General features: G+C 40.6%; 18 protein-coding genes. All 18 read left to right on the forward strand.

The window, feature by feature from the left end; genetic code table 11:
- The first annotated feature begins 159 nt into the window (after positions 1-159).
- Positions 160-1,680: an IS1182 family transposase gene (locus tag HT717_RS00955; protein WP_345890434.1), complete on the forward strand. Its 1,521-nt coding sequence runs from the start codon at positions 160-162 to the stop codon at positions 1,678-1,680.
- Positions 1,681-2,320: 640 nt separating this feature from the next.
- A complete protein-coding gene (locus HT717_RS00960) occupies positions 2,321-3,028 on the forward strand; it encodes a 2-C-methyl-D-erythritol 4-phosphate cytidylyltransferase (RefSeq protein ID WP_173304160.1) in 708 nt (235 codons plus the stop codon).
- A 4-nt stretch (positions 3,029-3,032) separates the two neighbouring features.
- Positions 3,033-4,055 (forward strand): ribitol-5-phosphate dehydrogenase, encoded by a 1,023-nt coding sequence (locus HT717_RS00965; protein ID WP_173304162.1) that lies wholly within the window; start codon positions 3,033-3,035, stop codon positions 4,053-4,055.
- 16 nt (positions 4,056-4,071) lie between these two features.
- Complete coding sequence (locus HT717_RS00970) at positions 4,072-4,941, forward strand: phosphotransferase (protein ID WP_173304164.1); 870 nt, start codon at positions 4,072-4,074, stop codon at positions 4,939-4,941.
- Positions 4,931-5,809, forward strand: coding sequence for a DMT family transporter (locus HT717_RS00975; protein WP_061087906.1), 879 nt, complete (start codon positions 4,931-4,933; stop codon positions 5,807-5,809). Before HT717_RS00970 ends, HT717_RS00975 begins: the two co-directional genes overlap by 11 nt.
- Positions 5,810-5,820: 11 nt before the next feature.
- The gene (locus tag HT717_RS00980) at positions 5,821-6,510 is read left to right on the forward strand and encodes a sugar phosphate nucleotidyltransferase (RefSeq protein WP_061087907.1); all 690 of its coding nucleotides are present in this window, start codon (positions 5,821-5,823) and stop codon (positions 6,508-6,510) included.
- An 87-nt stretch (positions 6,511-6,597) separates the two neighbouring features.
- A complete protein-coding gene (gene dprA, locus HT717_RS00985; protein ID WP_173304166.1) occupies positions 6,598-7,446 on the forward strand; it encodes a DNA-processing protein DprA in 849 nt (282 codons plus the stop codon).
- Positions 7,447-7,669: 223 nt separating this feature from the next.
- A complete protein-coding gene (gene topA / locus HT717_RS00990; RefSeq protein WP_061087909.1) occupies positions 7,670-9,757 on the forward strand; it encodes a type I DNA topoisomerase in 2,088 nt (695 codons plus the stop codon).
- 105 nt (positions 9,758-9,862) lie between these two features.
- Positions 9,863-10,222, forward strand: a complete 360-nt coding sequence (locus HT717_RS00995; protein WP_049550668.1) for a YbaN family protein — start codon at positions 9,863-9,865, stop codon at positions 10,220-10,222.
- 92 nt (positions 10,223-10,314) lie between these two features.
- Entirely contained in the window at positions 10,315-10,947 is a 633-nt protein-coding gene (locus tag HT717_RS01000) for a copper homeostasis protein CutC (protein WP_049550669.1), read from the forward strand.
- A gap of 43 nt (positions 10,948-10,990) precedes the next feature.
- Positions 10,991-11,647, forward strand: coding sequence for an MmcQ/YjbR family DNA-binding protein (locus HT717_RS01005; RefSeq protein WP_061087911.1), 657 nt, complete (start codon positions 10,991-10,993; stop codon positions 11,645-11,647).
- Between the two features lie 302 nt (positions 11,648-11,949).
- Positions 11,950-13,512, forward strand: coding sequence for a 2-isopropylmalate synthase (locus HT717_RS01010; RefSeq protein WP_061087912.1), 1,563 nt, complete (start codon positions 11,950-11,952; stop codon positions 13,510-13,512).
- Positions 13,513-13,523: 11 nt separating this feature from the next.
- Positions 13,524-14,561 (forward strand): 3-isopropylmalate dehydrogenase, encoded by a 1,038-nt coding sequence (gene leuB / locus HT717_RS01015; RefSeq protein ID WP_061087913.1) that lies wholly within the window; start codon positions 13,524-13,526, stop codon positions 14,559-14,561.
- Positions 14,558-14,827 (forward strand): DUF1294 domain-containing protein, encoded by a 270-nt coding sequence (locus tag HT717_RS01020; RefSeq protein ID WP_061087914.1) that lies wholly within the window; start codon positions 14,558-14,560, stop codon positions 14,825-14,827. The genes leuB and HT717_RS01020 overlap by 4 nt, the downstream gene beginning before the upstream one ends.
- A 3-nt stretch (positions 14,828-14,830) precedes the next feature.
- Complete coding sequence (gene leuC / locus HT717_RS01025) at positions 14,831-16,213, forward strand: 3-isopropylmalate dehydratase large subunit (protein WP_061087915.1); 1,383 nt, start codon at positions 14,831-14,833, stop codon at positions 16,211-16,213.
- A gap of 9 nt (positions 16,214-16,222) precedes the next feature.
- A complete protein-coding gene (gene leuD / locus HT717_RS01030; RefSeq protein WP_173304168.1) occupies positions 16,223-16,816 on the forward strand; it encodes a 3-isopropylmalate dehydratase small subunit in 594 nt (197 codons plus the stop codon).
- A gap of 27 nt (positions 16,817-16,843) precedes the next feature.
- Positions 16,844-17,623, forward strand: coding sequence for a Sua5/YciO/YrdC/YwlC family protein (locus HT717_RS01035; RefSeq protein ID WP_049539789.1), 780 nt, complete (start codon positions 16,844-16,846; stop codon positions 17,621-17,623).
- Between the two features lie 199 nt (positions 17,624-17,822).
- The gene (locus tag HT717_RS01040) at positions 17,823-18,809 is read left to right on the forward strand and encodes a GMP reductase (RefSeq protein ID WP_049539787.1); all 987 of its coding nucleotides are present in this window, start codon (positions 17,823-17,825) and stop codon (positions 18,807-18,809) included.
- Positions 18,810-18,814 lie beyond the last annotated feature (5 nt).

An 18,814-nucleotide genomic window follows, 5' to 3' on the forward strand; every position in this document is an offset into this window, starting at 1 on the left:
AAAGCGAACAAGACAGAATTCTGAGTGTCAGATAACTCGTTTTGTTCGCTTTTTATATTTAATGTTCGACTTTTGTCCTAGCCTCTTTTTGCATGGTTACGATAGTCTTGGTAAAATAGAATTGCTTAATAAACCATTTAGAAAGGTTATCCTATGCATATTCACTATAACACAAATCAAACAACTTTACCACTAGAAATCAGTTCTTTCTTGCCACAAGACCATCTTGTCTTTACTATTGAAAAAGTGGTAAAGACCTTGGAGGATTGTCATTTCCACGCCTTCTATCATGCCTTTGGTCGCCCGTCTTATCCCTCAAAAATGCTTGTATCTACTCTTCTATTTGCCTATTCACAAGGGATTTTCTCTGGTCGAAAAATTGAAAAAATGATGATTGAAAATCTCGCTATGCAATACCTAACAGGACAGTTGGTTGTTAGCTATCGCACCATCAATCGTTTTCGAGTCGCTGAAGGGATGGAAGAACTCATTCGTGATCTTTTCATCGACCTCAATCTTCGTTTAAAAATGGAAGAGTTAGTGACTTTAGATTGTCTGTTTATTGACGGGACTAAGATTGAAGCCAATGCCAACAAGTATAGTTTCGTGTGGAAGAAAGCGACAGAGAAATTCTCCGCCAAACTTCAAGAACAGATACAAGTCTATTTTCAAGAAGAAATCACTCCACTTATCCATCAAGCTATCGAACTGGATACACAAGAGCCTATCTCCTCAGAGCAGTTGATTGAATTCGCTCAAATCCTTGAAGAAGAATTAGAAAAACTGAACCAGGACATTGAGGAGACACCCGTTAAAGGAAAGGACGAACGTAAAACTCAACGTCGGAAACTCAAGAAAGTCTTGCGTAAAGTCAAGGATGATTTTTCAGTACGTACTGAAAAATATGAGAACTATCAAGAAACTTTTGAAGGACGTAACAGCTTTTCCAAAACAGATACAGACGCCACTTTTATGCGAATGAAAGAAGACCATATGAAAAATGGCCAACTCAAGGCTGCATATAATCTTCAAATCGCTACTGAAAATCAATTTGTTCTTCACTATGATGTCTTCTCAAATCCGACAGACACTAAGACTCTTCTCCCCTTCCTTGAAACCTATCCACATGACGTACAGACAGTTGTCGCAGATGCTGGATATGGAAGTGAAGAGAACCTCCTTCGTTTAGATGAAAAGCAGGTAAACCATCTGATTAAATATGCCATGTTTGACAAGGAACAGAAGAGAGGGTATAAACAGTCGGCTAGAAACTTAGCGAATTGGCACTATAATGACAAGGAGGATAGCTACACACATCCTGATGGCTGGTGCTATCGTTTTCACCATATCAAACATCAGAAAACACAGACGGACTTTCAACAGGAAATCAAGGTTTACTACGCTGATGAACCTGAATCAGCCCCTCAAAAGGGACTGTATATGAACGAACGCTATCAGTACTTGAAAGCTAAAGAATGTCAGGCGCTTTTATCTCCCCAAGGTAGACAGATTTTCGCTCAACGCAAGATTGATGTGGAACCTGTCTTTGGGCAGATAAAGGCTTGTTTGGGTTACAAGAAATGTAATCTGAGAGGGAAGCGTCAAGTGAGAATTGACATGGGATTGGTACTTATGGCCAATAACCTCCTAAAATACAATAAGAGAACGGCTCAAAATTAAAAGCTAGAGTTCCACAATTGGAAATCTCTAGCTTTTTTGTAGTCGAGAACTATTTTGTCTCAGGCTCTGGTAATTTGGGCTTATCGCCCTGGTTCAAACCACCCGTTTGACGGGTGGTCATGATTTTGAAGCGAGTTTTTGTCCAAACGCTAGAAAAGTTTATCCTTGAAGAATAAGGCTTTTTTACATTCTTAGTGTATTTCTTTTTTTAATTTCTGTCAAGCAACTATTTATTCTTAGTTGGAAAAGAAAAAGTCAACAATCGAGAATCGCTGATTTTTTTCTGTAAACCTAATTATGTGAGCCAAGGGGGAAACCTTGTTTCTGTATAACGATAATATCATTATTACTTCAAAAAGTTAATGCAGTCAAGCAATCACTTTGAAGTTTCAAATCTTAATTTTAAGATTTTTTTAAGGAAAGTATATTATTCTGAAGAACTCTAAAATTTCACAGCCATTTATTGGTAATGACTACAGAATTCCTAGTCATTACTAGAAATGGACTAGTTTCTTTGAATAATGGAACTGCATAATCCTCCTATTCTAGAACGGGATGACTAGTATTTCTTTTATGATAGGACTAGATTGTGGTATAATAGAGAGAATAAGTTTTTTTAGTAAGACAAAGGAGAAAATAGATGATTTATGCAGGAATTCTTGCTGGTGGAACTGGCACACGCATGGGAATCAGTAACTTGCCAAAACAATTTTTAGAGCTAGGTGATCGACCTATTTTGATTCATACAATTGAAAAATTTATCTTGGAACCAAGCATTGAAAAAATTGTGGTTGGGGTTCATGGAGACTGGGTTTCCCATGCAGAGGCTCTTGTAGATAAATATCTACCTCTTCATAAGGATCGTATCATCATTACAAAGGGTGGTGCTGACCGCAATACAAGTATTGAGAAAATCATTGAAGCCATTGATGCTTATCGTCCGCTTACTCCAGAGGATATCGTTGTTACCCACGATTCTGTTCGTCCATTTATTACACTTCGCATGATTCAGGACAATATCAAACTTGCGCAAAATCATGACGCAGTGGACACAGTAGTTGAAGCGGTAGATACTATCGTTGAAAGTACCAATGGTCAATTCATTACAGATATTCCAAATCGTGCTCACCTTTATCAAGGACAAACACCTCAAACATTCCGTTGCAAGGACTTCATGGACCTTTATGGATCTCTTTCTGATGAAGAGAAGGAAATCTTGACAGATGCATGTAAAATCTTTGTGATCAAAGGAAAAGATGTAGCCTTGGCCAAGGGTGAATACTCAAATCTGAAGATTACAACAGTAACAGATTTGAAGATTGCAAAAAGTATGATTGAGAAAGACTAGTAAAATGATTAATCAAATTTATCAACTAACTAAGCCTAAGTTTATCAATGTCAAATATCAGGAAGAGGCTATTGACCAAGAAAATCATATCCTTATCCGTCCCAACTACATGGCTGTCTGTCATGCGGATCAGCGTTACTACCAAGGAAAACGTGATCCAAAGATTTTGAATAAAAAGCTTCCAATGGCAATGATTCACGAGTCATGTGGAACCGTTATTTCTGACCCGACGGGAACCTATGAGGTTGGTCAAAAAGTTGTCATGATTCCTAATCAGCCTCCTATGCAGAGTGATGAAGAATTCTATGAAAACTACATGACAGGGACCCATTTCTTGTCTAGTGGATTTGATGGCTTTATGAGAGAGTTTGTTTCTCTCCCTAAAGACCGTGTGGTGGCTTATGATGCTATTGAAGACACGGTTGCAGCGATTACAGAGTTTGTCAGTGTCGGCATGCACGCTATGAATCGTCTATTGACCCTTGCTCATAGCAAGCGGGACCGAATCGCCGTTATCGGAGATGGAAGTTTAGCTTTTGTGGTTGCTAATATTATCAACTATACTTTGCCAGAAGCAGAGATTGTGGTTATTGGTCGTCATTGGGAAAAATTGGAACTTTTCTCTTTTGCCAAAGAATGCTATATCACTGATAATATTCCCGAAGATTTGGTCTTTGACCATGCTTTTGAGTGTTGTGGTGGTGATGGTACTGGACCAGCTATTAATGACTTGATTCGCTATATTCGTTCTCAGGGAACGATTCTCATGATGGGCGTTAGCGAATACAAAGTCAATCTCAATACACGCGATGCTTTAGAAAAAGGCTTGCTCTTGGTTGGTTCCTCTCGTTCTGGTCGCATTGATTTTGAAAATGCAATCCAAATGATGGAAGTCAAGAAATTTGCCAATCGTCTTAAAAATATCCTTTATCTAGAAGAACCTGTAAGAGAAATTAAAGATATTCACCGTGTCTTTGCGACCGATTTAAATACAGCATTTAAAACTGTGTTTAAATGGGAAGTATAGGTGCTGGAGGTTAATTGTGGAGAAAATCATTAAAGAGAAAATTTCTTCCCTACTTAGTCAAGAAGAGGAAGTCCTCAGTGTTGAACAATTGGGGGGAATGACCAATCAAAACTATTTGGTCAAAACAACAAATAAGCAATACATCGTTAAGTTCTTTGGTAAAGGGACAGAAAAGCTGATCAATCGTCAAGATGAAAAGTACAATCTTGAACTACTAAAGGATTTAGACTTAGATGTAAAAAATTATCTTTTTGATATTGAAGCTGGTATCAAAGTTAATGAGTATATCGAAGCTGCGATTACGCTTGATTCAACGTCAATCAAGACTAAATTTGATAAAATTGCTCCAATATTACAAACGATTCATGCTTCTGGTAAGGAATTAAGAGGAGAATTTGCTCCTTTTGAAGAAATCAAAAAATACGAATCTTTGATTGAGGAAAAAATCCCTTATGCCAACTATGAAGCTGTTCGAGAAGAAGTCTTCTCCTTAGAGAAAAGACTGGCTGACTTAGGTGTTGACAGAAAATCTTGTCATATCGATTTGGTGCCTGAAAACTTTATCGAGTCACCACAAGGACGACTTTATCTGATTGACTGGGAATATTCATCCATGAACGATCCAATGTGGGATTTGGCTGCCCTCTTTTTAGAATCTGAATTCACTCGTCAAGAGGAAGAAGCCTTCTTGTCTCACTATGAGAGTGAGCAAACACCTGTCTCTCGTGAAAAGATTTCCATTTATAAAATTTTACAAGATGCTATTTGGAGTCTATGGACAGTCTATAAAGAAGAGCAAGGTGCAGATTTTGGTGATTATGGTGTGACTCGTTACCAAAGAGCTGTTAAAGGTCTGGCTAATTATGGAGGTTCAGATGAAAAATAAAAATGGAGTTTCTTTTGGTCTACTCTCAGGTATTTTCTGGGGTTTAGGTCTAACGATTAGTGCTTATATCTTTTCGATTTTTACTGACTTGTCGCCCTTTGTAGTGGCTGCTGCTCATGATTTTTTGAGCATCTTTATCTTACTAGCTTTTCTCTTGGTAAAAGAAGGAAAAGTTCGTCTCTCAATTTTCTTAAATATTCGCAATGTTAGTGTTATCATCGGAGCCTTGCTAGCAGGTCCTATCGGTATGCAGGCTAACCTTTATGCGGTTAAGTATATCGGAAGTTCCTTAGCGTCATCTGTATCGGCTATCTACCCTGCGATTTCAGTTTTATTAGCTTTCTTCTTTTTGAAGCACAAGATTTCGAAAAATACTGTATTTGGGATTGTCTTAATTATTGGAGGGATTATTGCCCAAACTTATAAGGTTGAACAGGTCAATTCCTTCTATATTGGTATTCTCTGTGCTTTAGTTTGTGCTATTGCATGGGGAAGTGAGAGTGTTCTTAGCTCTTTTGCCATGGAAAGTGAATTGAGTGAAATCGAAGCCCTCTTAATCCGTCAAGTAACTTCATTCTTGTCCTATCTTGTGATTGTGCTCTTCTCTCATCAGTCATTTGCAGAAGTGGCCAATGGACAATTGCTTGGTCTTATGATTGTCTTTGCAGCCTTTGATATGATTTCCTACTTGGCTTATTATATCGCTATCAATCGCTTGCAACCAGCCAAGGCCACAGGCTTGAATGTGAGCTATGTAGTATGGACAGTCTTGTTTGCAGTTGTTTTCTTGAGTGCACCGCTAGATATGCTGACCATTATTACGTCACTTGTCGTTATTGCTGGAGTTTATATTATTATTAAAGAATAAAGGAGATTCGTGTGAAAGCCATTATCTTAGCAGCGGGATTGGGAACTCGCTTGCGTCCTATGACTGAAAATACCCCTAAAGCCTTGGTTCAGGTTAATCAAAAACCCTTGATTGAATACCAAATTGAGTTTCTAAAAGAAAAAGGAATCAATGACATCATCATCATCGTTGGTTATCTTAAAGAACAATTTGATTACTTAAAAGAAAAATACGGTGTTTGCCTCGTTTTTAATGATAAATACGCTGAATACAATAACTTTTACTCTCTCTATCTTGTAAAAGAAGAATTAGCTAACAGCTATGTTATTGATGCAGATAACTATCTCTTTAAAAATATGTTCCGCAATGATTTGACACGTTCGACTTATTTTAGTGTTTATCGTGAAGATTGTACCAACGAATGGTTCTTGGTCTATGGAGATGACTACAAGGTTCAAGACATCATTGTTGATAGCAAGGCAGGTCGCATTCTTAGTGGTGTATCCTTCTGGGATGCTCCAACAGCAGAAAAGATTGTCAGCTTTATCGACAAGGCTTATGCGAGTGGTGAATTTGTTGATCTCTATTGGGACAATATGGTTAAGGATAATATCAAAGAGTTGGATGTCTATGTTGAAGAATTAGAAGGCAATAGCATCTATGAAATCGATAGTGTCCAAGACTATCATAAATTAGAAGAAATTCTTAAAAACGAAAATTAAAAATTCCAACATCTGGCTGAAATAGTCGGATGTTTTTTTGATTTTTTACGAATAAATAGATGAGTAGAAAAAGAAATGGAGTTATTTATGAAAATCACAAACTATCAAATCTATAAGTTGAAAAAATCAGGTTTGACCAATCAACAGGTTTTGAAGGTCCTAGAATATGGTGAAAATTTCGATCAAGAACTGTTGTTAGGAGATATTGCAGATATATCAGGTTGCAGAAATCCAGCTGTTTTTATGGAACGTTATTTTCAGATAGACGATGCGCATTTGGAGAAGGAGTTTCAAAAATTTCCATCTTTCTCTATTTTAGATGACTGTTACCCTTGGGATTTGAGTGAAATATATGATGCGCCTGTACTTTTATTTTACAAGGGAAATATTGACCTCTTGAAATTCCCGAAGGTAGCAGTCGTAGGAAGTCGTGCTTGTAGCAAACAGGGAGCTAAGTCAGTTGAAAAAGTCATTCAGGGATTGGAAAATGAACTGGTTATCGTCAGTGGATTAGCCAAGGGCATTGACACAGCAGCTCATATGGCAGCTCTTCAGAATGGCGGAAAAACCATTGCAGTGATTGGAACAGGACTGGATGTGTTTTATCCTAAAGCCAATAAACGCTTGCAAGACTACATCGGCAATGACCATCTGGTTCTAAGTGAATATGGACCTGGTGAACAACCTCTAAAATTTCATTTTCCTGCCCGTAATCGCATCATTGCTGGACTTTGTCGTGGCGTGATTGTAGCAGAGGCTAAGATGCGCTCAGGTAGTCTCATTACCTGTGAGAGAGCAATGGAAGAAGGACGCGATGTCTTTGCTATTCCTGGTAGCATTTTAGATGGACTATCAGACGGTTGCCATCATTTGATTCAAGAAGGGGCAAAATTGGTCACCAGTGGGCAGGATGTTCTTGCAGAATTTGAATTTTAATACTCTTCGAAAATCAAATTCAAACCACGTCAGCTTCACCCTGCCGTACTCAAGTACAGCCTGCGGCTAGCTTCCTAGTTTACTCTTTGATTTTCATTGAGTATAAGAAGAAAGTCCGCTTACTGGACAAACTTTTCTTCTATATATAGTAGCTAAGTCTTGACAGTTATGGCAAAATGGTTTACACTTTATAAAGTTTATTACTTTGAAAAGGTGTGATACTGTGGCTACGGCAACAAAAAAGAAAAAATCAACAGTTAAAAAAAATCTAGTCATCGTGGAGTCGCCTGCTAAGGCGAAAACGATTGAGAAATATCTAGGCAGAAACTACAAGGTTTTAGCCAGTGTCGGGCATATCCGTGATTTGAAGAAATCCAGTATGTCCGTCGATATTGAAAATAATTATGAACCGCAATATATCAATATCCGAGGAAAAGGTCCTCTCATCAATGACTTGAAAAAAGAAGCTAAAAAAGCTAATAAAGTCTTTCTGGCGAGTGACCCGGACCGTGAAGGAGAAGCGATTTCTTGGCATTTGGCCCATATTCTCAACTTGGATGAAAATGATGCCAACCGTGTGGTGTTCAATGAAATTACCAAGGATGCGGTCAAAAATGCTTTTAAAGAACCGCGCAAGATTGATATGGACTTGGTCGATGCCCAACAGGCTCGTCGGGTCTTGGACCGCTTGGTAGGGTATTCGATTTCGCCTATTTTGTGGAAGAAGGTTAAGAAGGGCTTATCAGCAGGGCGCGTACAGTCCATTGCCCTTAAACTCATCATTGATCGTGAGAATGAAATAAATGCCTTCCAGCCAGAAGAATACTGGACAATTGATGCTGTTTTTAAAAAGGGAACCAAGCAATTCCAGGCTGCTTTCTATGGAGTAGATGGCAAAAAGTTAAAACTGACTAGCAACGATGATGTTAAGGAAGTTCTGTCTCGTCTGACTGGTAAAGATTTTTCAGTGGATCAGGTGGATAAGAAAGAGCGCAAACGCAATGCTCCTTTACCTTATACCACTTCATCTATGCAGATGGATGCGGCTAATAAAATCAATTTCCGTACTCGAAAGACCATGATGGTTGCCCAACAGCTCTATGAAGGGATTAATATTGGGTCTGGGGTGCAAGGTTTGATTACCTATATGCGTACCGATTCGACTCGTATCAGTCCAGTGGCACAGAACGAAGCAGCAAGCTTCATTACGGACCGTTTTGGTAGCAAGTACTCTAAGCATGGTAGCAAGGTCAAAAATGCTTCCGGTGCTCAGGATGCCCATGAGGCTATTCGCCCATCTAGTGTATTTAATACACCCGAAAGCATCGCTAAGTATCTGGACAAGGATCAGCTCAAGCTTTATACCCTTATCTGGAATCGTTTTGTGGCGAGCCAGATGACAGCTGCTGTCTTTGATACCATGGCTGTTAAATTGTCTCAAAATGGAGTTCAATTTGCTGCCAATGGTAGTCAGGTTAAGTTTGATGGTTATCTTGCCATTTATAATGATTCTGATAAGAATAAGATGTTACCAGATATGGCTGTTGGAGATATGGTCAAGCAGGTCAATAGCAAACCAGAGCAACATTTCACACAACCGCCTGCTCGTTATTCCGAAGCGACACTGATCAAGACCTTGGAGGAAAATGGGGTTGGCCGTCCGTCAACCTACGCACCAACCATTGAAACCATTCAGAAACGTTACTATGTTCGCCTTGCAGCCAAACGCTTTGAACCAACAGAGTTGGGAGAAATTGTTAACAAGCTCATCGTTGAATATTTCCCAGATATCGTAAACGTGACCTTCACAGCTGAAATGGAAGGCAAACTGGATGACGTAGAAGTCGGAAAAGAGCAGTGGCAACGTGTCATTGACGCCTTTTACAAACCATTCTCTAAAGAAGTCGCCAAGGCTGAAGAAGAAATGGAAAAAATCCAAATTAAGGATGAGCCAGCTGGATTTGACTGTGAAGTGTGTGGCAGTCCAATGGTTATTAAACTTGGTCGTTTTGGCAAGTTCTACGCTTGTAGCAATTTCCCAGATTGCCGTCATACCCAAGCAATCGTGAAAGAAATTGGTGTTGAGTGTCCAAGCTGTCATCAAGGTCAAATCATTGAGCGTAAAACCAAACGTAACCGACTTTTCTATGGTTGCAATCGCTATCCAGAATGTGAATTTACCTCTTGGGACAAGCCTGTTGGTCGTGACTGTCCAAAATGTGGCAACTTCCTCATGGAGAAAAAAGTCCGTGGTGGTGGCAAGCAGGTTGTTTGCAGTAATGGTGATTACGAAGAAGAAAAGATTAAATAAGAGGAGAGTCCTGAAAGTGAATTTCAGGCTCTTTTTGGTTAGAGCTTGACAAAATTCATCATTGTATGCGAAACTAGAAGAAGATTATTTTAACTAGGAGAAGTTATGCGTTTTATCTATCTTATCATTGGTTTTTTATCACTAGCCTTGGCTATTATTGGGGTTGTTTTACCCTTGTTGCCTACAACGCCTTTTCTTTTGTTGTCTATTGCTTGTTTTTCAAGAAGTTCCAAGCGCTTCGAAGATTGGTTGTATCATACCAAGCTCTATCAAGCATATGTAGCTGATTTTCGCGAGACTAAGTCTATTGCGCGTGAACGTAAGAAAAAAATCGTCGTTTCTATCTACATCTTGATGGGAATTTCCATTTATTTTGCACCTCTTTTACCAGTCAAAATCGGTTTGGGAGCTTTGACCATCTTTATCACCTATTATCTCTTTAAGGTTATTCCAGACAAAGAATAGTTAAAATAGTAGTTATTTGCCTTGATAAAATTGGAAGCATATTCACAACAATATGATATAATAAATTCAAAGTAATCTTCAAGGAGAATCAAATGATTTACGAATTTTGTGCTGAAAATGTGACCTTGCTTGAAAAAGCGATGCAGGCTGGAGCTCGTCGAATCGAACTCTGTGATAATCTTACAGTTGGTGGGACAACACCCAGCTATGGAGTGACTAAGGCAGCGGTTGAATTGGCAGCTAACTACGATACGACCATCATGACCATGATTCGTCCACGTGGTGGCGACTTTGTCTATAATGAACTAGAAATTGCAATTATGCTAGAAGATATTCGGTTGGCTGCTCAGGCTGGAAGTCAAGGAGTTGTATTTGGGGTTTTAACTGCTGATAAGAAGTTGGATAAGCCTAATCTGGAGAAGTTGATAGCTGCGTCAAAAGGAATGGAAATTGTATTTCATATGGCCTTTGATGAATTGAGCGAAGAAGACCAGTTAGAAGCTATTGACTGGCTCAGCCAAGCCGGTGTCACTCGTATACTAACTCGCGCTGGTGTGTCTGGGGATTACTTAGAAAAACGTTTTGCTCACTATCACAGAATTTTAGAGCACGCTAAAGGTAAGATTGAAATTCTACCAGGTGGGGGGATTGACCTTGACAACCGTCAAATCTTTATCGACCAACTGGGCGTGACACAATTACATGGAACCAAGGTTGTCTTTTAAAAAATAGAAAGGAACTGCTAGCTTTGGGTAGCAGTTTTCGCTTATGTTTGAAATTTTTAAATCCTATCAATTTAATCAAGAAAAGGCTCATGCTTATGGTTTTATAGAAAATAGTGGAGTCTGGACCTATAGTTTCCAGATTTTGGATGGAGACTTTGTCATGACTGTATCCATTACTGTTGATAATGTGAGCTTTCAAGTCTTTGACCAGGAAACGGGTGACCTCTATCCTCAAGTCCATATGGAAAGTATGAGAGGAAGTTTTGTCGGAAATGTCCGTGAGGCTTGTCTGGAGATTCTTTACCAGATTCGGAAGGCTTGTTTTGATGTGCAAGATTTTATCTATCCTCAGACTAAGCGAATCATGACTCAAGTTCAGGAAAAATATGGTAATCAGTTGGAGTATCTGTGGGAGAAATCGCCTGATACGGCAGTGTTAAGACATGAAGGCAATAAAAAGTGGTATGCTGTTTTGATGAAAATTTCTTGGAATAAGCTGGAAAAGGGCAGAGAAGGGCAAGTGGAAGCAGTCAATCTCAAACATGACCAAGTAGCTGATTTGCTTTCACACAAGGGCATTTATCCAGCCTTTCATATGAATAAGCGCTATTGGATAAGTGTGGCGCTTGATGATACTTTATCAGATGAAGAAGTACTGGAATTGATAGAAAGAAGTTGGAATTTAACTATTAAAAAATGAAACATTTCAAGAACTTTCAATTAGCAAAATATTCTTTACTGAAGAAATTTTCAGAAAATATTGGATTTTTTCTTGACATGTGTTTTTTCCTATGCTAAAATACTAAACAAGATATCAAACGAAGGAGAAAGTCAAACATGAAAACAGCTAAGTTTAATCAATTTGCTTTGTTGTTGAGGTACTCGGGCTAGTGCAAAAGCATTAGTCCTGTTTGGCTTACCAAGCGGGAGTGAATCAACATCTCGCTTGGAACTCCGAGCGAGATGTTTTTTTAAAACCGAATTTAGAAACGGGGAAATCTTATGAGAACAGTTGAATTTCTAGATACTAGCCTTCGAGATGGTGAGCAGACACCAGGTGTTAACTTTTCAATTAAAGAAAAAATTGCCATAGCAAGACAGCTGGAGAAATGGGGTATTTCAGCCATTGAAGCTGGTTTTCCGGCGGCTAGTCCAGACTCATTTACGGCAGTGCAGGAGATTGCTAAGGTCTTGAAGAAAACAGCGGTGACTGGTTTGGCACGTTCGGTCAAGTCTGATATCGATGCTTGTTATGAGGCCCTAAAGGATGCCAAGTATCCACAGGTTCACGTTTTTATTGCTACTAGTCCGATTCACCGCAAGTATAAGCTTAATAAGAGTAAGGAAGAGATTTTGGAAGCTATCAAGGAGCATGTTTCTTATGCCCGTTCTAAGTTTGAAGTGGTTGAATTCTCTCCTGAGGATGCGACCCGAACAGAGTTGGATTTCCTCTTGCAAGTTGTTCAAACTGCGGTAGATGCGGGGGCGTCTTATATCAATATCCCTGACACGGTTGGATTCACCACTCCAGAAGAGTACGGTGCTATCTTCAAACACCTGATTGAGAATGTTAAGACAGATCGTCAGATTGTCTATTCACCTCACTGCCACGATGACCTTGGAATGGCAGTTGCCAATAGCCTTGCCGCTGTCAAAAATGGGGCAGGACGTGTCGAAGGAACTATCAACGGTATTGGGGAGCGAGCAGGAAATGCTGCTTTGGAAGAAATTGCAGTGGCTCTCAATATTCGACAAAATTACTACCAAGCAGAGACCAGTATTGTTTTAAATGAAACCATCAATACTTCTGAAATGGTTTCTCGCTTCTCTGGTATTTCAGTTCCTAAAAACAAGGCCGTCGTTGGTGGCAATGCCTTTTCTCACGAATCTGGTATTCACCAAGACGGAGTCCTTAAAAATCCTCTTACTTATGAGATTATCACACCTGAATTGGTTGGAGTTAAGAGTAATAGCCTTCCACTTGGAAAATTGTCAGGTCGTCATGCCTTTGTTGAGAAACTAAGAGAACTGGCCCTAGATTTTACAGAAGAGGACATCAAACCACTCTTTGCTAAGTTCAAGACTCTGGCCGATAAGAAACAAGAAATCACAGATGCAGATATTCGTGCGCTGGTCGCTGGAACTATGGTTGAAAACCCAGAAGGCTTCCACTTTGATGATTTACAACTTCAAACTCATGCAGACAATGACATTGAAGCGCTCGTTAGCCTAGCCAATATGGATGATGAGAAGGTCGAATTTAATGCGACAGGGCAAGGCTCTGTTGAGGCAATCTTCAACGCTATCGACAAGTTCTTTAATCAATCCGTCCGCTTGGTGTCCTATACTATTGACGCTGTGACAGATGGAATTGATGCCCAAGCTCGGGTCTTGGTAACTGTTGAAAACAGAGATACAGAAACCATCTTTAATGCAGCAGGTCTTGATTTCGATGTACTGAAGGCTTCGGCTATTGCCTACATCAATGCTAATACATTTGTTCAAAAAGAGAATGCTGGTGAGATAGGGCACAGTGTTTCCTATCGTGACATGCCTAGTGTGTAAAGGAGAATGCTATGACAAAGAAAATAGTAGCTCTAGCAGGGGACGGAATTGGCCCAGAAATCATGGAGGCTGGTTTAGAAGTTCTGGAGGCTCTAGCTGAAAAAACAGGTTTTGACTATGAGATTGATAGACGACCTTTCGGAGGTGCAGGTATCGATGCTGCAGGGCATCCCTTACCTGATGAAACCCTCAAGGCATGTAGAGAAGCAGATGCCATTCTTCTAGCGGCTATCGGTAGTCCTCAGTATGATGGAGCAGCGGTTCGCCCTGAACAAGGTCTGCTAGCTCTCCGTAAGGAACTCAATCTCTATGCCAATATTCGCCCTGTAAAAATCTTTGACAGTCTTAAACATTTGTCACCACTCAAAGCAGAACGAATTGCTGGTGTAGACTTTGTCGTGGTGCGTGAGTTGACAGGCGGGATTTACTTTGGGGACCATATCCTTGAAGAGCGAAAAGCGCGTGATATCAACGACTATAGCTATGAGGAAGTGGAGCGGATTATTCGCAAGGCCTTTGAAATCGCAAGAAATCGCAGAAAAATCCTTACCAGCATCGATAAGCAAAATGTTTTAGCGACCTCAAAACTCTGGCGAAAAGTAGCTGAGGAAGTCGCGCAGGATTTTCCAGATGTAACCTTGGAGCACCAGCTAGTCGACTCAGCTGCCATGCTCATGATTACCAATCCTGCCAAGTTTGATGTTATCGTGACAGAGAATCTTTTCGGAGATATTCTATCTGATGAATCAAGCGTCTTATCTGGCACACTTGGAGTTATGCCATCAGCCAGTCATTCTGAAAAGGGTCCAAGCCTCTATGAACCCATTCATGGTTCAGCGCCTGATATTGCAGGACAAGGAATTGCCAATCCTATCTCCATGATTTTATCAGTGGCCATGATGTTGAGAGACAGTTTTGGACGTTATGAGGATGCAGAGCGTATCGAACGTGCAGTAGAAGCCAGTTTGGCAGCAGGAATTTTAACGAGAGATATAGGAGGTCAGGCTTCGACCAAGGAAATGACAGAAGCTATTATTGCAAGGTTATGAAGTTAGACGAAAAAATTACTCTTGCCCTCTTGATTTGGAATGTTATGGTTTTCTTGACTTATGGCATTGACAAATCTAAGGCAAGGAGAAGAGCATGGCGCATCCCAGAGAAAATCTTACTCATTTTAGCCTTTACTTGTGGTGGCTTTGGTGCCTGGCTAGCAGGAATCATTTTTCATCACAAGACTAGAAAATGGTACTTTAAAACAGTTTGGTTTCTCGGAATGGTGTCTACACTAGTAGCCTTATATTTTATTTGGAGGTAATGGATGGCAGGAAAATCGATTTTTGATAAATTATGGGACCGTCATGTCATCACAGGAGAAGAGGGGCAGCCCCAACTCATGTATGTGGACCAGCACTATATTCATGAAGTGACCAGTCCTCAGGCTTTTCAAGGACTGCGAGACGCAGGTCGCAGATTGAGACGACCAGACTTGACATTTGGAACCTTTGACCACAATGTCCCGACGATCAATATTTACGATATTCGAGATGTGATTTCTAAGGCTCAAATTGATAAACTGGCTGAAAATGTTGAGGAATTCGGGATCGAACATGCGGCCCATGGTTCTGAGAAACAAGGAATCGTTCATATGGTTGGTCCAGAGACAGGACGGACCCAACCAGGAAAATTCATCGTCTGTGGAGATAGCCATACGGCAACCCACGGGGCTTTCGGAGCTATCGCCTTTGGAATTGGGACCAGTGAAGTTGAGCATGTCTTTGCGACACAGACCATCTGGCAGGTCAAACCCAAGAAAATGCTGGTGGAATTCACTGGTGTTCCTCAAAAAGGAGTTTATTCTAAGGATTATATTCTCGCCTTGATTGCCAAGTATGGAGTTGCCTGTGGTGTTGGCTATGTGGTGGAATATCGTGGGCAAGCGATTGATGCACTAAGTATGGAAGAGCGAATGACCATCTGCAATATGTCCATCGAGTTTGGATCTAAGATGGGAATCATGAATCCAGATCAAACCACCTATGATTATCTCAAGGGACGCGAGTGTGTTCCAGAGGACTTCGAAGAGGCTGTGGCGGATTGGAAAACAATTGTCAGTGATGATGATGCTGTTTACGATAAAGTTATCCGGATGGATGTCTCAGACCTAGCTCCCATGGTGACTTGGGGGACCAATCCTGCTATGGGGGTTGACTTTGACAGTAGTTTCCCAGAAATTAAGGATATGAATGATGAGCGCGCCTACAATTACATGGACTTGGAGCCTGGTCAAAAGCCAGCTGATATTGAACTAGGATATATCTTTATTGGTTCATGTACCAATGCTCGTCTCAGTGATTTGCAACTGGCGGCTCGATTTGTCAAAGGAAAGAAAATTGCTCCTAATTTAACGGCTATCGTGGTTCCGGGCTCTCGTCCTGTGAAACGTGCTGCTGAGAAGTTGGGCTTGGACAAGGTCTTCCTAGATGCTGGCTTTGAGTGGAGAGACCCAGGTTGCTCTATGTGCCTAGGGATGAATCCTGACAAGGTTCCAGATGGTGTTCACTGTGCCTCAACCAGCAATCGAAACTTTGAAGACAGACAAGGTTTTGGCGCTAAGACCCATCTCTGCAGTCCAGCCATGGCAGCTGCAGCAGCTATTGCAGGGCGATTCGTAGATGTTCGGCAAATGCCAGAAGCCCAGTAAGGAGAGGATATGGAGAAATTTACAGTTTATACGGGAACGACCGTTCCTCTTATGAATGATAATATTGACACCGACCAAATCCTACCCAAGCAGTTTCTAAAGTTAATTGATAAAAAAGGCTTTGGTAAGTACCTCATGTATGCTTGGCGTTATCTGGATGATCTCTATACTGAGGATCCTGACTTTGTCTTTAACCGGCCTGAATATCGTAAAGCCAGTATTCTTATCTCAGGGGATAACTTTGGAGCAGGTTCTTCGAGGGAACATGCAGCTTGGGCCTTAGCAGACTATGGTTTTAAGGTCGTGATTGCAGGGTCTTTTGGGGATATTCATTACAATAATGAACTCAATAATGGCATGTTGCCCATTGTTCAGCCCAGAGAGGTTAGAGAGAAACTAGCCCACTTGAAACCAACTGATCAGGTAACTGTGGACTTGGAACAACAAAAAATCATCTCACCAGTTGGAGAATTCACTTTCGAAATCGATAGCGAATGGAAACACAAGCTCTTAAATGGTTTGGATGATATCGGTATTACTTTGCAGTATGAAGATTTGATTGCTACCTATGAAAAACACCGACCAGCCTACTGGCAGGATTAGAAGAAAATTAGAAAAGGAAATAGAATTATGACAAAACACATTCAATGGAACGGAACACTTTCACAAGAAGGCTATGACATTTTAAAAGGTGAGGGCGGTTGTATCGTTTGCCCTACCAAAGTTGGTTACATCATCATGACTAGTGACAAGGCAGGACTTGAGCGTAAGTTCGCAGCCAAAGAACGCAATCGTAACAAACCAGGTGTTGTTCTCTGCGGTAGCATGGATGAGCTTCGTGCTTTAGCACAACTCAACCCAGAAATTGAAGCCTTCTACCAAAAACATTGGAACGAAGATATTCTTCTTGGTTGTATCCTTCCTTGGAAACCAGAAGCCTTTGAAAAACTAAAAGCTTATGGGGATGGCCGTGAAGAACTCATGACTGACGTGCGTGGTACTAGCTGTTTTGTTATCAAATTTGGGAAAGCGGGTGAACAATTGGCTGCCAAACTTTGGGAAGAAGGCAAGATGGTTTATGCCTCATCTGCAAACCCATCTGGAAAAGGAAATCGTGGTAAGGTAGAAGGTATCGGAGAACGTATCGAAGGAGCAGTAGATCTTGTCATTGAAGCAGATGATTATGTGGCATCTATCCAACCTGACAAAACGATTGAAACACGCTATGAGCAAGGTGTGATGGTGTCTATGGTCGATAAAGACGGCAAACTCATCCCAGAACAAGGGGGAGCACGTTCAACTTCACCAGCTCCAGTTGTAATCCGCAAAGGGCTTGACATTGATAAGATTATGATGCACCTGTCAGACACCTTTAACTCATGGGACTATCGTCAGGGCGAGTATTATTAGGATAGAGAAGAAGTGTGGAGAAAATAATCTCTCCACTTTTTTGTCTTTGATATAAGTAAAAACCGAACAATATATTTTAAATTATAAAATTATTTGACAAAAACTGTACTTTAGTTTATAATAAATTAAGGAAACGTCGGAAAAGGCGTAGTGATGCGAGAGCATAGGTAGGTCATTACAAAAGAAACGAGACATCGATATGTTAAATGAATTTCCAATTTTTGATTACGAAGATATTCAATTGATTCCAAATAAATGTGTGATTAAAAGCCGTGCAGAAGCGGATACAAGTGTCACTCTAGGAAATCACACCTTCAAACTACCTGTTGTGCCAGCTAATATGCAGACGATTTTGGATGAAAGTGTAGCAGAGCAACTGGCTAAAGGTGGTTACTTCTACATTATGCACCGTTTTGATGAAGCAGGACGCATTCCTTTTATCAAACGCATGCACGATCAAGGTCTCATTGCTTCTATTTCTGTCGGTGTTAAGGACTATGAGTATGATTTTGTTAGCCAGCTCAAGGCTGATGCTCCAGAATACATCACGATTGATATTGCTCATGGTCATGCAGATAGCGTGATTTCTATGATTCAACACATCAAGAAAGAATTGCCAGATACTTTTGTCATTGCTGGAAATGTTGGAACACCAGAAGCTGTGCGTGAATTAGAAAATGCGGGTGCGGATGCTACTAAGGTCGGAATCGGCCCTGGTAAGGTTTGTATCACCAAGGTCAAGACTGGTTTTGGTACAGGTGGTTGGCAGTTGGCTGCACTACGCTGGTGTGCCAAGGCTGCGCGTAAACCAATTATCGCTGATGGTGGGATCCGTACTCACGGTGATATTGCCAAGTCTATCCGTTTTGGTGCCAGTATGGTTATGGTTGGTTCCCTCTTTGCAGGACACATCGAAAGTCCAGGGAAAACGATTGAAGTTGATGGTGAACAGTTCAAAGAGTACTACGGTTCAGCTTCACAATACCAAAAAGGAGCTTATAAAAACGTGGAAGGAAAACGTATCTTGCTTCCTGCCAAAGGTCATTTGCAAGATACTTTGACTGAGATGGAACAAGACCTTCAAAGTGCCATTTCTTATGCAGGTGGACGTCAGGTTGCTGACCTTAAACACGTTGATTATGTGATTGTGAAAAACTCTATCTGGAATGGGGATGCTTCCCACTAAGATGG

Source organism: Streptococcus sp. 959 (assembly GCF_013277075.1).
Lineage (GTDB): Bacteria > Bacillota > Bacilli > Lactobacillales > Streptococcaceae > Streptococcus > Streptococcus pseudopneumoniae_C.

Bases quoted from the DNA above. Each gene is read 5' to 3' on its own strand.
- HT717_RS00960 (WP_173304160.1), top strand. From the start codon at position 2,321: ATGATTTATGCAGGAATTCTTGCTGGTGGAACTGGCACACGCATGGGA.
- HT717_RS00965 (WP_173304162.1), top strand. From the start codon at position 3,033: ATGATTAATCAAATTTATCAACTAACTAAGCCTAAGTTTATCAATGTC.
- HT717_RS00975 (WP_061087906.1), top strand. From the start codon at position 4,931: ATGAAAAATAAAAATGGAGTTTCTTTTGGTCTACTCTCAGGTATTTTC.
- dprA (WP_173304166.1), top strand. From the start codon at position 6,598: ATGAAAATCACAAACTATCAAATCTATAAGTTGAAAAAATCAGGTTTG.
- HT717_RS00995 (WP_049550668.1), top strand. From the start codon at position 9,863: ATGCGTTTTATCTATCTTATCATTGGTTTTTTATCACTAGCCTTGGCT.
- HT717_RS01000 (WP_049550669.1), top strand. From the start codon at position 10,315: ATGATTTACGAATTTTGTGCTGAAAATGTGACCTTGCTTGAAAAAGCG.
- HT717_RS01005 (WP_061087911.1), top strand. From the start codon at position 10,991: ATGTTTGAAATTTTTAAATCCTATCAATTTAATCAAGAAAAGGCTCAT.
- HT717_RS01010 (WP_061087912.1), top strand. From the start codon at position 11,950: ATGAGAACAGTTGAATTTCTAGATACTAGCCTTCGAGATGGTGAGCAG.
- leuB (WP_061087913.1), top strand. From the start codon at position 13,524: ATGACAAAGAAAATAGTAGCTCTAGCAGGGGACGGAATTGGCCCAGAA.
- HT717_RS01020 (WP_061087914.1), top strand. From the start codon at position 14,558: ATGAAGTTAGACGAAAAAATTACTCTTGCCCTCTTGATTTGGAATGTT.
- leuC (WP_061087915.1), top strand. From the start codon at position 14,831: ATGGCAGGAAAATCGATTTTTGATAAATTATGGGACCGTCATGTCATC.
- leuD (WP_173304168.1), top strand. From the start codon at position 16,223: ATGGAGAAATTTACAGTTTATACGGGAACGACCGTTCCTCTTATGAAT.
- HT717_RS01035 (WP_049539789.1), top strand. From the start codon at position 16,844: ATGACAAAACACATTCAATGGAACGGAACACTTTCACAAGAAGGCTAT.
- HT717_RS01040 (WP_049539787.1), top strand. From the start codon at position 17,823: ATGTTAAATGAATTTCCAATTTTTGATTACGAAGATATTCAATTGATT.